This window comes from Halorubrum sp. F4 (assembly GCF_027257195.1).
In the GTDB taxonomy this organism is placed as follows: Archaea; Halobacteriota; Halobacteria; order Halobacteriales; family Haloferacaceae; genus Halorubrum.
In genome coordinates, this window is record NZ_JAPDFS010000002.1 from 289,475 (window position 1) to 304,865 (window position 15,391).

At 59.6% G+C, this 15,391-nt stretch carries 12 protein-coding genes; 4 read left to right on the top strand and 8 right to left on the bottom strand.

Annotated features, from left to right (window positions below; all coding sequences use genetic code 11):
- Nucleotides 1-15: 15 nt before the first annotated feature.
- The 3 genes from OKW78_RS06240 to OKW78_RS06250 form a co-directional block, all read right to left on the bottom strand.
- Entirely contained in the window at nucleotides 16-1,380 is a 1,365-nt protein-coding gene (locus OKW78_RS06240) for an MFS transporter (RefSeq protein ID WP_281194347.1), read from the bottom strand.
- Nucleotides 1,381-1,486: 106 nt separating this feature from the next.
- Nucleotides 1,487-2,434: a D-2-hydroxyacid dehydrogenase gene (locus OKW78_RS06245; RefSeq protein WP_281194348.1), complete on the bottom strand. Its 948-nt coding sequence runs from the start codon at nucleotides 2,432-2,434 to the stop codon at nucleotides 1,487-1,489.
- Nucleotides 2,435-2,682: 248 nt separating this feature from the next.
- Nucleotides 2,683-3,231, bottom strand: coding sequence for a nucleotidyltransferase domain-containing protein (locus tag OKW78_RS06250; RefSeq protein WP_281194349.1), 549 nt, complete (start codon nucleotides 3,229-3,231; stop codon nucleotides 2,683-2,685).
- A gap of 61 nt (nucleotides 3,232-3,292) precedes the next feature.
- Here OKW78_RS06250 and OKW78_RS06255 point away from each other — a divergent pair, with 61 nt between their 5' ends.
- Nucleotides 3,293-3,586, top strand: coding sequence for a nucleotidyltransferase family protein (locus tag OKW78_RS06255; RefSeq protein ID WP_281194350.1), 294 nt, complete (start codon nucleotides 3,293-3,295; stop codon nucleotides 3,584-3,586).
- 330 nt (nucleotides 3,587-3,916) lie between these two features.
- Here OKW78_RS06255 and OKW78_RS06260 read toward each other — a convergent pair whose 3' ends face one another.
- The 5 genes from OKW78_RS06260 to OKW78_RS06280 form a co-directional block, all read right to left on the bottom strand.
- Nucleotides 3,917-5,185 (bottom strand): transposase, encoded by a 1,269-nt coding sequence (locus OKW78_RS06260; RefSeq protein WP_281194351.1) that lies wholly within the window; start codon nucleotides 5,183-5,185, stop codon nucleotides 3,917-3,919.
- A gap of 167 nt (nucleotides 5,186-5,352) precedes the next feature.
- Nucleotides 5,353-5,781: a hypothetical protein gene (locus OKW78_RS06265; protein ID WP_281194352.1), complete on the bottom strand. Its 429-nt coding sequence runs from the start codon at nucleotides 5,779-5,781 to the stop codon at nucleotides 5,353-5,355.
- Between the two features lie 6 nt (nucleotides 5,782-5,787).
- Nucleotides 5,788-6,315: an ArsR family transcriptional regulator gene (locus OKW78_RS06270; RefSeq protein WP_281194353.1), complete on the bottom strand. Its 528-nt coding sequence runs from the start codon at nucleotides 6,313-6,315 to the stop codon at nucleotides 5,788-5,790.
- 129 nt (nucleotides 6,316-6,444) lie between these two features.
- On the bottom strand, nucleotides 6,445-7,083 hold the full coding sequence (locus OKW78_RS06275; RefSeq protein ID WP_281194354.1) for a hypothetical protein: 639 nt from the start codon (nucleotides 7,081-7,083) through the stop codon (nucleotides 6,445-6,447).
- 1,771 nt (nucleotides 7,084-8,854) lie between these two features.
- Entirely contained in the window at nucleotides 8,855-9,643 is a 789-nt protein-coding gene (locus tag OKW78_RS06280) for a hypothetical protein (RefSeq protein ID WP_281194355.1), read from the bottom strand.
- 207 nt (nucleotides 9,644-9,850) lie between these two features.
- On the opposite strand from OKW78_RS06280, the gene OKW78_RS06285 reads away from it, so the two are divergent.
- The 3 genes from OKW78_RS06285 (at nucleotide 9,851) to OKW78_RS06295 (ending at nucleotide 15,263) form a co-directional block, all read left to right on the top strand.
- Nucleotides 9,851-10,447, top strand: coding sequence for a hypothetical protein (locus tag OKW78_RS06285; protein ID WP_281194356.1), 597 nt, complete (start codon nucleotides 9,851-9,853; stop codon nucleotides 10,445-10,447).
- A gap of 10 nt (nucleotides 10,448-10,457) precedes the next feature.
- Nucleotides 10,458-12,515, top strand: coding sequence for a hypothetical protein (locus OKW78_RS06290; RefSeq protein WP_281194357.1), 2,058 nt, complete (start codon nucleotides 10,458-10,460; stop codon nucleotides 12,513-12,515).
- Nucleotides 12,516-13,121: 606 nt separating this feature from the next.
- Complete coding sequence (locus OKW78_RS06295) at nucleotides 13,122-15,263, top strand: hypothetical protein (RefSeq protein WP_281194358.1); 2,142 nt, start codon at nucleotides 13,122-13,124, stop codon at nucleotides 15,261-15,263.
- Nucleotides 15,264-15,391: the final 128 nt, after the last annotated feature.

Sequence of the window (15,391 nt, forward strand, 5' to 3'; positions counted from 1 at the left end):
CCCCCGTCGTCGGAGTCACCGATACGCCTCGAACTCCTCGCCGAAGACGAGGAAGTACCCCGTCCCGACGACGCCGATGACCGCCGCGATCGTGAACGCGACCTCCGGGCTGACGAAGTCCCAGAGGTATCCGCCGATCGCCGCGCTGGGAATGACGACCGTGTTCCGGAGGAGGTAGTACGTCCCCGTGACGCGGCCGCCCGCGTCCCGCTCGGCGGGCCCGACGATGAGCGCCTTGTGGGAGGGAAGGCCCGCGAACCGGAGCCCCGAGAAGGCGAAGACGAGCACCATCGCCCACTGGAGCGAGAGGACCGGTTCGAGCGCTTCGGGACCCGCGATGAGGACGACGGGGAAGGTCCCGTACACGAGGAAGCCGAGCGCGACGATGGGCTTGAGCCCGACGCGTTCGGCGAGCTTCGCGGCCGGTGCCATCGTCGCCAGCGCGACCAGCATCTCGACGCCGAGCAGGTAGCCGAAGAACGCCTCCGGGGAGAGGTCGACGGCGTAGGAGAACCCGCCGAGCGCCAGCGTCGCGTCGAAGCCGACGTCGTAGAACTGGGTGATCACCAGCACGAAGAACACGTACACCATCCCGTTTGCGAACCGGACGAGCGTGTCCCCGATCAGGAGCGGCCGCAGCGTGTCGGGCATCTCCCGGAGGTCCGCGCGGATCCGGTCGAACCCCTCGAAGCTACCGCCGAAACTGTCCTCGCTCGCGTCGTAGAGGACGTGCTGTACCAGCGTGCCGACGGCTCCGAAGACGACCGCCACGGCGAGCACGTACCGGAAGCTCACCGTGAACGCGGGATGGAACCCGATGAGGACGGCGGCGAGGACGGGACCGACGAGGAACGCGGTCCGACGGAACGTCTCGGTGCTGGCGAAGCCGGAAGCCAGCTTCGAGGGCTCGGTCGCCTGCTTGACGACCGCGAACGTCGCGCCGAGGCCGAACGACTTCCACGCCTGTGCGAGGACTAACCCGACGAAGATCCACGCCCACGGCGGGACGGTGACGCCGCCGACCGAGAGCGCGCCGACGGACGGGGCGACGAGCCAGACGACGAACCCGAGCGTCGAGAGCAGGCCGAACAGGGTGAGCGCGTATCGGGAGCCGATGCGATCGGAGACGGCACCGCCCGGGTACGGGTACACCGCACCGATGACGTTGCCGGCGGTTCCGTACAGGCCGACGACGAACCCGGACGCGCCGAACGCGGCCATGTACTCGGGGAGGTACCGGCTCGTCATCTGGAACCCGAGGCTGAACGCGAACATCGCCAACGACAACACCAGCACGTCGCGCTCCAGCGCGAAGAACCGTCGGAAGGTGTCCAGCGCCCTCGACTCGTCCGTGTCGTCCGCGGCCCGGTCCTGACTCATGGTCGATCGGATCCTCCTCGACTGTGTGGAGGACCGTCGTGCCGCGACATAGCTCCTCCGGAGGGATCCCCGTCGACGGTCCCGGGACTCCGGCGTCCTCCGGGCCTCAGACCGCTCGGTTCCGGAGGTCCTCGCCCGCCTCCAACCGTTCCAGGTTCGCCGCAAGGATGTCGGCGACGCGGTCGAAGTACTCGGGCGTGTGCCCGGCGTTGTGCGGCGTGATCGTGACGTCCGAGAGTCCCCACAGCGGGTGGTCCTCGGGGAGCGGCTCGGGGTCGGTCACGTCGAGTGCGGCCCCGCGGATCCGGTTGTTGCGGAGCGCGGAGACGAGCGCGTCGGTGTCGACGACTCGCCCGCGGGCGACGTTGACGAGCACGGCGTCCGAGCGCATGGTCCGGAACACGTCGGCGTCGATCAGCCCCTCCGTCTCATCCGAGAGCGGACAGGCGAGCACGACGTACTCGGCGTCGGTGACCGCCTCGTGGATCCGGTCGAAGCCGACCACCTCGTCGGTCGGGCCGCCCTTCTCGGGGGTGTACCGAACCCCGACCGTCTCGACGTCGAAGGCGGAGAGCCGGTCGACGACCGTCTCGCCGATGGCCCCGAGGCCGACGACGGCGACGCGGGAGCCGTACACCTCGGTCGTGGGATACGAGCGCCACTCGCGGCGTTCCTGCTGGCGCCGGGCGCGGGGGAACTCGCGCGCGTGGCCGATCATCGAACCGACGACGTACTCGGCGATGTTCGGCCCGTGGACGCCGGAGGCGTTCGTCACCGCGACGCCGTGCTCCTCGAACGCCTCGCGAGGGAGGTGGCCCGTCCCCGCGTACACGCAGGCGAAGAGCTCCAGGTTCGCCGCGACCTCGAGGTCGGCCTCGTCGAGCGAGAAGCCGGTGGCGACGCGGGCGGTTCGCAGGTACTCCCGCTCCTCGGCGGGCGTCCGTGCGAGCGCGACCTCGCGGTTCGGGAGCCGCCGGCGGAGCGCCTCGGCGTACTCGCTTCCCTCGATTCCGTGGATCTTCTGTCGCAGGACGACGACGTCGGGATCGCTCATGGAACCGTGTTCGACGACGCCCCCCAAAAGCCTGCGTACTACGGCCGCGGAAGGTCGGCGATCGCGAGCCACCCTCTCAGGGTAGAATCCAACTGCGGGTCCCGTCAGGTGACGCTCTCCGAACCCGGATCTCGTCGTCGATCGCGGAGTCGTGTGGGTCGGCTCGGGCCGGGTGAGACACACCACCGTTTCGAGTGAATCAGGTGAGGAAAGGGAGGTCGTGGGCGTGGGGGTCGATCGTCTCTTTTCTACGCGCCAACCGTATCCTCCATCTCCGCCAACAGATCGTCGAACCGGGCGAGCCGGTCGTCTCGCGTGTCCTCCGTCGTTCGGTCAGTGAAACGCTTCCGTAACTGATCGGCCCGTCGGGAGTTCCCGACGAGGAGCACGCCACCTTCGAGGGCCGCCACTCCGATCTCCGGTCGAACTCCATCGAGATCGACCACATCGACGTCATCCGTCCCGAGTTCGCGGGTCAGATCCGCGATCACGTCGAGGCGAGCGCGGGGTCTGTTCTCCGGCGAAAGCCCTGCATCGAACTCAACGGCGACATCAACGTCACTTTCGGCGTGTGTCTTCCCAGTCACCTGCGAGCCGAAGAAGATACCGAGCCGGATCGGATACCGCTGGAGGACGCCACGGACGGCCTCGCCGTCGATCGCGTCTCCGTCGTCTCCGTCGGAGGCCATACGGGCCAGTAGACTCGCCGTTCGTATAAAGGATGGTTCGTCTCGTGGAAATCTGTCCCTCGACGATCGAGTGCCGCTCGATGAGGATTCCGTCTCGGGACGCTCCACGAACGTAGGCGTTCTCCACTGTCCCAGAATCTATTAAGCCAGTGCAACCGTAGCATACGGTATGCCTCCAACCGAGGACATTTCAACTCGGCTCGCGGAGCTCATGCCGCGGCTCGAGCAGGAGTATCCGATAAGCGAGTTGGGTATCTTCGGGTCGTATGCCCGCGGTGAACAACAGCCAGACAGCGACCTCGACGTCCTCGTCGCGTTCGAGCAACCAGTGACGTTATTCGATCTCGTGCGGCTGGAGAACGAACTGACGGACGAACTCGGTGTCAAAGTCGATCTCGTCACGAAGGATTCGTTAAAACCACGGATCGAGTCCCGTGTCACTGACGACCTCGTCTTCGTGTGACAGCGGTCGTCGACGATCGATATCGAATCGTTACCAGAATCACGCCGGGATCGTGCTCATCTCTCGGCCGCTGACTGTGATCTCCTCGACCGTCATCCGTGACGATGATCGTACCCAGAGAGGGCACCGGATCGGAACTCTCTCGCCCACGGAAAGTACTTATGTCCTCCCAAAGACAACCGGATATGGACTCTCGAGCGTTGGTCGGACGACCACGTATTCGGTGACACGGTCCGTGTGACCGCCTCTCCGGGGCCGTAGCGGGCTGTATTCCGGTGCGTGTCAACAGCCTCGGGGTCAAGCCCCGAGGCTTGTCGGTGAACTCCCGTTCTATCCCTCGATATGAGGGGTGGCGTTGAACTCGCCATTCACGTTCAACGTTCCCGACTTGAGGGCCAGTTGACTGGTGGCCCATCCACCGCGAGACTTCTGCCCGCGATGGATATACGCACAGTATCGGTTTGCGATGTTCTTTGCCGCGTTGTAATCCGCGTTCACCTCGTAGTCGCATTTGAGACACTCGAACGATTTGTCCGAGCGGTTGTCTTCATGTACAAACCCGCATTGCGAACAACGCTGGCTGGTGTATGCAGGGTTCACCGTATCCACGAACAGGTCGGTGTCTTCGACCTTGTATTCGACCAGTTCAATAAACTTCGCAACCGCCCATTGCTGGAATTTCGCTGCGTTCGAGATACTCTTTCGGATGTGCTTCAGGTTCTCGAAAATTATCCCATCTACGCCCGAGCGTTCGGCTTCTTCGATCAGTTCGTTCGCGCGGTTGTGGAGCCAATCGAGTGACCACTCCGAGAACCGATCTCCGATGGATTGGATCGTAAGGTGTGCCGAGCGCGTACCGACTTGCTGAAGTCGTCCTCGGCGTTCCTCGAACTCGTTGCGACGGTGTGTGAGGTGATCCGTAGAACCGATGAATACTCCAGTAGAGGTGACAGCGAACGCGCCGTTCACGTTCAGGTCAACGCCGAGAACCACTCCGTTCTCGGAGCCATCATCTTCGTGAGCGGCTTCTTGCCGTTCGCTGTCAGCGTCACTAACACGCTTCGTGGTGACGTGGAGATAGAACTCATCGGCCATTTCATCGTACTGTAGCGTGGCGTGTGAGGCGTCCCATTCGTCGGTATCGTAGTAGCGACCGAATGGGGTTTCCTCACGCTCTGCTTCTGGAGGAACGACGTACTCCGCTTTCACCCGTCCGTCTACGGTTGAGAGGGTAGCATGGTCAGCGTTGAACGTTGCCGACCGTTTGTCGAAGACGACGCTCCACGACTGGAAGTATGGCTGGCTAGTCTTCTCACCGTTCTTGAGGCGTTCGACACCATGCGTCACAGCTTCGATAGCACGACGGATACCTTTCTGGACGAGGTTTGCTGTGAGGTCTGTCTCATCTTTCAAATCGGCGTATAGCGCCTTTTCAGCCGTATTCTTACTCGTGACGCAGTAGTCGTCATGTCGCCACGCCCAGTCGCTTGTCTGATTCGCACAGTAGAGGAACTGTTCTTTCGTCTGATGGAGAGACTCAGCTGCATCGCTCGTTACATCGAGTTTGATGACAACCGTGCGATGCGGCGGGTTCTCCATCGCTACTTCACATTATATGAGCTTGTCTTATAAATTCATGTGCTTGAGTAATGTCCATGTCGGCTTCCTCCACGGGGTCAAGCCCCGTGGCATCCGCCTTGTTGATCTGTGAACGCGAGTTCAACGACGCGTATTCGTGACTGGACATCCGTCTAGCAGGACGGGTGTCACTCGTTGAGCCGGTCGAGACCGCCTCCATCGACGATCGCTTCGCGTATCCGAGTCACGATCGCTCGTGTGATCACGAGCGGACGCGTAGCTGACTGGAGAAACGACGGTTCCGCCGGCCCGGCATTCGGTGGTGGGTGGAAGTGTGCGTCGGGGACGGAAGACTTCGGATGGTTATCGTACCTGAAATCGATACCATCCGATTCCGTATAATGAAACCGGTAGGCCCCGGTTTGCCACCACGTCACTTCTAGTCCGGGACTCGAGCGATCCGCCAGTGTGAACTTCACGATCAGTTCCGTGGGGTTAACCGGGTCATCGAACCGCGTCGATTCGACCAGCGGTTCCTCTTCTATGAAGAAGGTACGGATCTGCTGTAAGACGGGGAGATCGACCGGTCCGACCGGACCTGAGAAATCGTCCGTCACGGGCCGTTACTGGGTGACTGCGCCGAGTTCACGGGCGCGTCCGAAATTGATCGCCGCCTGTGCGATGTGGAGATTTCGTTCGATCGTCCGCCACTCGGCGACCGCTTCCCACGCGCTGTCAGACGCGTCCGCGCCAAGCGATGTGGCGAGGTCTTCCGGTGAAATCGCGTCGTACTCCTCCTGGTAGGTTGCGATCTGGCGTTTCATCCGTTCGATCCCGTCAAGCAACTCGTCGCGGGATTGTTCGGCTGAGAGCTCTCGGATCCGACGGTAGAGTACGGTCTCCTCGTTTCGGGCGTACGTCGTTGCGGAGGACCCGTCGAACGACGACGCGACGCCCGTCTTGACGAGTGCCCGGAGATGCTTTCTCGCCGTGGGCTCGCTTACGAGCGCCTCCTCGGAGAGCTCTGCGGCCGTTCGTGGGGTGGCGGTTCCTTCTATCACTTGGTTCACCCGTTCGAGCGCCGTCGTCGACTCCTGCCACTCATCTCGAGCGTCTCGGAGAGTCTCGCTGAGGTGATCGTCGCGGCTCATATCCATTCTTCGGCACTGTAGATAATATATCTTTCCCAAGAAAATAATACCTATTCTCGTTTTACTTGAAGCTCTCTGCGTCTCGAGCGGGTTGTGACCTCCGTCCCGCTGGTATCGACGGATTCAGCGTCATAATTGGGGTCGCTCCGCTTGTTTGACCGATGAGGATGTCACCGCATAGGTCTCTTCAGTGTTGGTTCCTTTGAGTCGATAGAATTCGTCGCTGGTGTGTGGGTCATACTCGAGCCGACTTTCGTGGATGATGTGGTTGCTCTCTCTTCCCAGATACGGCGGTTTATGATAGGCTTCTCGTGGCGGGTACGAGTCAGGGACGATCGGGAACTCCGAGAGGTCCTCGACGTGGAGCGCGACAACGCCAAACGCATCAACGGCGTTGACCGTCTCCCAGTTGGCGAGATCCGTTGTGTGACAGAGGATCAGTCGAACGCTTGATTCATTGATTGTGGTTTCGGTTACAGCGACGAGTCGATCGACGACTGATCGCCCGATTAGTGCTCCTGATCCTTCGTAGTCTTTACACTCGACGACGAGATATTTGGGGCCATTAATCCCCGGTGACGACCGTTTGCCGATCACATCGATTTCTTCGACTGTGTCTGTGACGCGCGTCCACGTCCGGTAGCCCCATTGACGAAGCGTACACGTTACCCGGTCTTCGAGCCACTCGCCGTTTCCTTGCCCACGCTGGTCTGGATCCGGATCGACTGGGTCGCGCGGACCGATATCGAACTGTTCGGAACTGTACATAGGGACCGATGAGAGTGGATGCGTCTTTTGTGCACCTCCTGCACAGGTGGCGATCGGACGGCGTGCGTGTGGGGGTTCGTCTCCTAGTGAGCCGTCTACCCAGATTTTTTAAATCAACGTGGAGGATCTTCTCGAAACAAGCCGTTTAGCTGGATGTACATATATAAGTGATAGCTCATATAGTTATAAATTACTTAAAATATAGTGCGTCTCGTGGCTCATGAGCCATGACATGGTAACGGGTGTGTTTGGCGCGAGCGGTACTGAACGAATTGAGGGAACAAAGAGCGGGTAGTGAACTGTCGTATGCTACTCTCGTCGCTCCCGTACTCAAATGATCGAACCTCCGTCGACGGTGAGAGAGACCGAGCGAACGCACTCTCGATCGTGGCATTCCCAGCTCATCCCGGTCCATTCCTCATCGAAGCGCCACCACCCGGAACGCTCCTGTCGCGGTTCGAATCGGTAGCGACGTCGCGTGGCGTCCTCGCATTCGATTTCGATTGTGAAACACGGGTCCGACTGGATCTCTTCGGCTGCGGTGCCGCCGTCTGCGATCGCGACTGTCGCTATCGATACTGAGTCTGCTGAGGTTGCTGTCTCGGTCATGGGTATTTTCAGCCGGGTTTTCCCGGCCTTCACCTCCCTCGGGGTATACAAACCATTCTGGTGGGTTATAGGCCCAAACTCACAGCAATCCGCGCGCGGCTTAGCTCACGTCAAGGATCGGCGCCAGAGCTCACGAAACACTGGTGTTCGATAACTCTTCAAACACATCCTACGGCCATCTAGTGTGTGTTTTCGGGAGATTTAGTATGTGGTCGATACCCCCTATCAGACACTAAATCTCCAGACGGGGGGTAGACACACTACTAGCCACCGAGTGATAATAACAATAATGAGGCCATGCGGTAGCGGATGCGGCGACGCCTGTGGGTTGCCGTCGGCCAACACGGAGGTGAGAGGGCTAAAGGAACCAGTCAGTCTTGGCGAGGCCATCTTCTACCACCGGAGTGTACCCAGAGGTACTCTCCCAACTCCTGACGCGAGGGATGCGATCTGAACACGGTCCCCTCTGAATGCCTCGGAATATTTCCCAGGGCTTCCGTTGAAGAGTCGCCACTACCCCTCTTCGAAACCCTCGATAAGAACGGGGGCTCTCAACGTTCCGAGAGCGCATCTCGAATCTCTCGAGGATTTATAATATATTTGGTATATTTTCTCCGGACTTGATGCGACGGTGATCCAGACTTAGTACGCCCCCATTGATAGTCCTTCGAAAAGTGGAGTTGGATCGACGTCCGACAAAGCGTTTTCTGGAAACCATCTCCGACGCAGGAGTTGGAGGGGTATGTGCCAAAATATTGTTAAATTCTGATATGCTTTCCTCCGTGAGAGCCGTTAGGCATGTCGTCTGTGACATCCAACTTGGTTGGGCTGTTCTTATTATTATATTCACTCGGAACATGCTAGTGTGCCCCCGCCACGTCATGCGATTTAGTATGTAGTAGCATGTCCTGTGTACAGCCTATCAGTGGGCCAGAGACACAGTAGAACAGGGTAGTGTGAGCGGAGTAAACGCTTGGTTCAGACGAAGACAAATCAGATTGGTGTCTTTTCAGTAGATGCTCCTCTAGAAATGCGAAGGCGAACTCTTAGGGCTCGATAGTTGGATTCTGTTGGACCGCCCACGGAAACGATCTCGTGGATGGAGAGGACAGTACCCTACCCCAGATTGGATCCATCTCGAGGACGAATGAGAAATATCCAGTTACTGACTAAAAAGATCTCGTTGGAGGGCGGTCGGAGCACGGAGTCGCAAGTGGCCGATCACAAGAGCGAATACTCCGATCAGCAGGATCCACGTCAGTACGTAGGCGATCGCGAGATCAAGTATCGACACAGTGCCAGTCGAATAGACTTGCGAGAGTAGTTGTATCGATCGGTACCCACCGAACGTTATGAGCCCAACACCAGCGACATGTTCGTTCCAAAAGTACCGTTTGATCCACGCCCGCAAGGGAGCCACCGGCGTAATATTCGATCCAGATTGATCCGGTATCTCCGGGAAGTCATCAAATTCCGTGTTCGAAATCTCACCATCAGTAGCTAGTGTTTCGAATATTGGTCCGAGATCGTCGTCAACACGCTGGTAATTTCCATGGCGTGTCTTCCATAGGAGACCGACTTCATCGAGGATATCCAGATATTTGATAACGGTCTCTTTGTCTTTTATTTCGGGCATCCACGAAAGGAGGTCAGCCGGTTCGTATACTTCAGTCCACCTATCATGTTCATATTTTGATAGTGCGAGGTGATATTGCAGGGTACAGTATAGCTCAAGTGGAGACCGCTTGAGAGTTTGCTTGGGATGAAGTAACGAATCCTCTGACAGTACTAGGAGGGGTTTGACTCCAGAATCAGATCGGACTCGTTCATTCCACTCGCAAATCTTCTGATAATCATCTGCCGAGTAGAGCTGCGTTGAATCCTGTTGATAGAACCGTTGGCGATAGATTGTTGTTTCCGCCTCTGTTCTATCCCGGGGCCGCTTGCTCATTGATAGAGGATCAAATACTCTAGTTAAAATTCTGCCGCTCAGAAACCCGCTTCAGTATTTTTTCATAGTATTGTTCTAGAATTTAAATTATGCATCCTTCCCACCCGCCACCCTACGCAGCATGAGTATATAGTTGTTTGTGCAAATCGACAACTCTCGATTGCCAGCCCCGGTTCATATCAACCCCCCTCGAACTCCTGGATGCCGATGAAGAGAACAAACCCCCTCGACGACGAGGACAAACACGAGCAGCTCATCCAGAGATGGGTAGAGCTGTTAAGACAGACGGATCTACCCACGCCGGAACCTGGGGTCGCCCACGTGCGCAAAAACGGGAAACTCGGTACCGGTTTCCTTGGTGACGACCCTGTTGAGCAGACGCTGACGCTCCTTGAGATGGCGGATGTCTCAACAATTGAACCCTGTGTGAGCGACCTGGACACGGCCGCGGAGATCGCAGTAGCAGTCCGTACTCACCCAGAAACACTCCGTACGGCGGTACGGATTCATTACGGTCACGACGGGACAACCGAATCACTCCCGATCCTTCCGGCAACGGGATCAAGTCTGGTCAGCTACGAGCAGGTCGCAGACCAATTCGTGGCGGCGTTCACGACGCCCGCAGCGGGCGAATCGATGAACAGGACAGAACTGGCAGAAACGTTTGCGTGCTGGTATCGGAACCTGACCGGCGAGCTACTCGGCCCCACGTGGACTGGCCGGCTGCTCTCGACATGCGGTATCGAGTGGGACCGCAACGGGGCCATCGACCGGACGTGGGCCGAGGGGGTGTCTCCGGAGTAACCGGTTCCCCATGACGCATTTCCCAAACGAACAGCGAGATAACCTCGGTGAGCGAGGCGACGCGCTCGTGATTACGCCGTCTGGGCTGACGGAGCGGCGGTATCAGCTTGAGCGGACGTTCGGCGGCGAGTGTGCGGCGGCGCTTGATGCGGCAGTCTCTCCTGGTGATTCGTTCGAGACGCTCGTCGTGACCCAAGACGGCTACACAGAAGTGGTGTTCGCTGACCCGACTGCTCAAGAGCCGAATACATCCACCGTCCTCGATCGACTCGCTGTCGAACTCGAAGCAAGGCTTCCGGACTGGATCGGGCTTGCGCGGGGGACGTATGATCTCAGCGCTCTCGGAACGGCCCCCCTGCCAACCTCGCGCGTCGTTCGCGACGCGGGAGTGACGGGATCACTTGGGAATCTGTTCCGGGCGGTCGTGGAGTCGAACGAATCGCATGCGGTCGGGACAGTGGGCCAGCTGTTGTGCTCACGACGGCATGACGGCCGGTTTTCTGTCGTCTGTCGAGTTGCGAGTGATTCATTTCGCGCGGCACCTCTCGGCCGGCGAGCACTCACCGCGGCCGTCGCAGAGCCCCCGGTAGACGCGCTCGCAAAGGAACTCCCTGGGGAGTACCGGTCCAGTCGAGAACTGGTACAGTTGTACTGGGAGACTCGCGAGTCGCCGCTTCGCTCGCTGAGCAAGTCCGCTGTCTTGCACGTCCGGCGGGCGGGACAGCTACCCAAAGGCGAGCTTGAAGAGTTCGTGCAGGCGTCGCCGGCAGCGCGGCGTGCGCTGACGCTCGCTTCTGGAACTCGAGCGTATGACAACCTACTCCATGGTCGGAGTGACCCGGCGCTGTACGATCCGCTCGAGGTCGAACCCACGCTGACGGTGTCGACGTCGACGCTGGCGGACCTGTTGGCAGTCGTGCCACTGTATACGGGAACGCCCATCCGTGGTGGCGGCGCGCGCTCTGCGCCGGCGTTCGAGCCGGTCGAGACGCTCCGTGAGGCCGTCGCCTCGCCGCCGCGCTCGAAGCGGTCTACCCAGAGGCGATCGCCGTCGCCGACCTCGCTGCTCGCATGGGTCGAGCAGTGGTGTCGTGAACAGTCACCGACCGTCACGACGGTCGAGGATCGCTCCCGTGGCTCCCCGCATCTTCGAGGCAGTCCCTACGGGGAGGCCGCGCCGGTAGTGATCGTCGATCCGTCGGCTTCGAGTACCGACCCGGCCGTCTCGGCGGCGGGTGAACTCATCATGGTCGCGAACCGCGCGGTCCGAGCCGGTGAGCAGCTCCTCGTCGTCACCCCGTCGCCGTCGGCGGCAGCGTGGGCCGGCCGGGTGCTTGCGGTCCCATATGACCGCGTCCTCGAAACCGGCCACACCGTCTTGTACACGGTTCCGGATCTGATTCCGGACGGCACTGGCGGGGTGTTCGTCCGGTCGCAGTCGAGCCCGACGCCGACCTGGCAGGTGAGCCCCGAGAGCACCAAGCGACTGGTCTCCGGAGGCGAGGTTTTGGCGGAGGGGTCGCTCTCGACACCGCTGACGGAGCTCTCGTTTGTGCTTCCACGATTCTCCGGTGATGGCGACCAGATCCGCGTCTCGCGGCCAGACGGGCGGACGGACACCTTCGACACGGTAGCTGAGTGTACCGAGGAGTATGCGGGCATCTCACGCCCGGTGGGGTCGGTCTGGCCGACCTTCCGCGGCCTTGTCACCGTCAGCTATCGAGACGGCCACCGGCTCTACGCACACCGGCCGGACACCCAGTGGTCACAGTCGACCGCGCCCGCCACGGATCTGCAAACGGCGATCCAGACGTTCGTCTCAACCTACACGGTCCAGAGTACGGGCACGGGCGCTGCACAGTTCAACCAGGTCCTAGACGGCTGGCTCCACGACCAACTCGACTGTCAGATGCCCCCAGAGGCGATGCTGGCCCTCCGGCTGCCAGCGCGAGTCTCACCGAGAACGGGCCCGGCTGGGGACATCACGGCACTCCACGGCCGCGATTGGCGCGTTCCGATGGTGGGCTGCTCGCTAGATCGCGTGAATGCCCGTACTGAAGCGCGGTAACCTCTCGCATGAATACCCGACCACATCCATGACACAAAACCAAACACATTCGATGCGCACCCCGGAGCGAGCGTACGGCACCCATCGAATACACCGCGATTCCAGGCGAGCGGGTATGATCCAGCTCGTCGTTGCTCGCAAGCGTACCCAGTCGGGCTGGCCGGTGGCGATCGTGGTGGCTGGTAGCCACGAAGAACTGCTGACGGCTATCTCCGAACGTGATCCACTCGACGTCTGGCGCCAGTCTCACCTCGACTGTCAGGGGCCACCACGAGCGCCAATCCGGCGCCAACTGCCACCGCGTATTGTGCGAAGACAATCGACACGGACGAACGACTTGGGCTTCAGGCCGGTGACTGGCAAGTTCCAGTATTGGAACGGTCACTGGCCTGCGCCCACGGCGAGACCGACGCCGTCTAACTTCGGTTCATAAGCAACGTACCACACATGTCAACAGAAATCCCCCCATCAATTCAGGGTCAATATGGACGGACTGCTAACCGGCCGTCCCAGAGCGGTCCAGGCCGGACAGCAGCTATCCGACTCCTCTTTGATGGGCAGAATAATCGAGCAGATCGCCCGCAGGCGCCCATCCCACTCGATGGCGTGCGCGAAAAACTCTCCGACGATATTCCGGCGCTCGACGCTGTCGAGTTCAAAATCACCCCCGGTGAATCCCAACAGGAGCACTTTTTCATCGGGTACACAGATGACCGAAATCACAAGCGAGCCCAACAAAAGGCATTGGGCGCTGGCCCCGATCTTGACGGGTGGGCCGAGACTGCTGATGCAGTCCCAACCACCAGTGGAAAGGCACCGGCCACGATCGCTGAGAAAATGCAGCGTATTATTGAAGAGAATACGCCGTCGGGTGTCAAGGCGCAGATCGTCGATCTTGACTTGACACCGCTCGGATTGTTACCACGACCAACGTCGCGACTCCTCTTGACAGAGAATGTCAGCTTCACGCGTATCGACGTTTCACAGCGGAGTGCGGTGTATGAGCTGGTCACAACGCTGAATGACCGCGGCGTCCCCTACGATTGTAGCACCATCACGACGCAAGTCGCAGACGGGAAAGCATATGATTATCTGGGGACCTCTCGCCTCGTTGTCTTCGGCACTGGAAACGGCATCATCAGGGATGCCGATATTGAGACGTTCGCTAAAACGGTCGACCCGGACTTCCGGCTGAGTTCGTATTTCGACAACAAAGACATCACCGACAACTTCGACCTGCCGGTTGAATCGCACCGCAGAAATGCTCGCGATGCGGCATATGCTCAGCCGATTGAACTGCTGGGCGAGATGAGCGCTCGGAAAACAACAGCCCGAGAGTTACAATCAGGGCTGTCTGAATACCATGCGCTACTGAACGCTCGGATGAATCCAGACTCACGGTACCGGGAGCTGTTCAATTGCTACGGTGTCTTCCGGATGGATAAACGCGATCTGCTCCACTTTCACGTCGCCATCCCGGAGTTCTTCGAGTATTCGTTGTGGGATGGATCCGCAACCGCAGCCGCTCACGGCATAACCGTCCACAAACTTGGCGACCGCGCAGCAAGTACGCGACAGACCTACGGCACCGAACACCCAGAGGACCCGAAACGTGAACTCGAGAATACGCACGAAGAGTCCGAGCCGCACCAAGAGTTGGTTTCCGAGTGGGTCTCGTATCTCCTCCGAAACGGACACAAGATACTCGCCATCGACCAGCTGGATGTCGATCACGACTTCGAGGGAACCGATCCTACTCAACAAACGGTGTTTGACGACGAATCGCGCCCAGACATCGTCAGCAAATACAACGGCCAGATCTACTGTCACGAAATCGAGATCGCAAACGACACCAAGCCAGCCCAGCTGCTGACGAATCTCGCTCGTGGCGCCCACGCGGGGTATCCCGTGGTCATCGTCACCGCGTCAGAAAAAAGCGCTAGGCGAAAATTCGAGAATCTGAACGATGCGGCCCGAATGGGGCCACTTCCGGAGCCCATCAAGGATGCCGATAACAAGGGCGTCATCGAATATAATCTCGACACGCTCGTCACCCCTGAAGAGGATGTCACGCTCGTCTTACCTGACGGGGTTACAGAGGTACGATGGCGTCACCTCCCTGAAGACATCCGAGAGCTGCTCGTCAATGGCACAGTTGTCGCGTCTGGGCCCGCTGCGGCAAGTGTGGATACATATACCTACGACCTCCCACGGGTCCGCAAGCATGAGTCAGCCTACGTGCTTGAGTCGTCGAACGGCGAGGTCATTCGTGAACAGCCGACGAAGCCGGCCGCAATTGGCGACCGCACCAAGGTTCGAAAGCCGTTCCCACTGACACACTGGCACTACCTGTCGAATACGACGGTTCACTACCAGTCGGGCAACGAGTTCATCGAGTACGAGCACACCCCGTCGTGGGCAACCCGGTACCGGAATAGCCACGCAGGACGCTACGAGGCGGCCGTCAAGTCGTTCCTCGAGCAGGTGACGGTCGAGTCTCCTGGGGATTCGATTTCGATGACGCTGCTCCGGTCGCGGTTCCTCGAGTGGTATCGAGCCCAAACCGACCTCAAAGAGCCGACCGAAACGTGGTTCGGACGGGCGGTAAACGCCTGTTCTGACTCCTTTGAGATCGACGCCTCAGACACCCGCAACAAGCGGCTTGAGAATCGACGGCTCATCTTCACAGAGGAGGTATACTCACCGGACCTCGCGTTCATCGATGGTGATGAAGTAGACGAGGAGTGACGATCTCCCGCTGGACCACGCCAGCTGGCCCTTCGGGACTACGGTGTGAGCGGTCAGAACTCGGAGAGTTCTGACGACACCCTCACCAAAGCCGCACCAGCGGCTGAGTAGACGAAGTAGTTCACGCT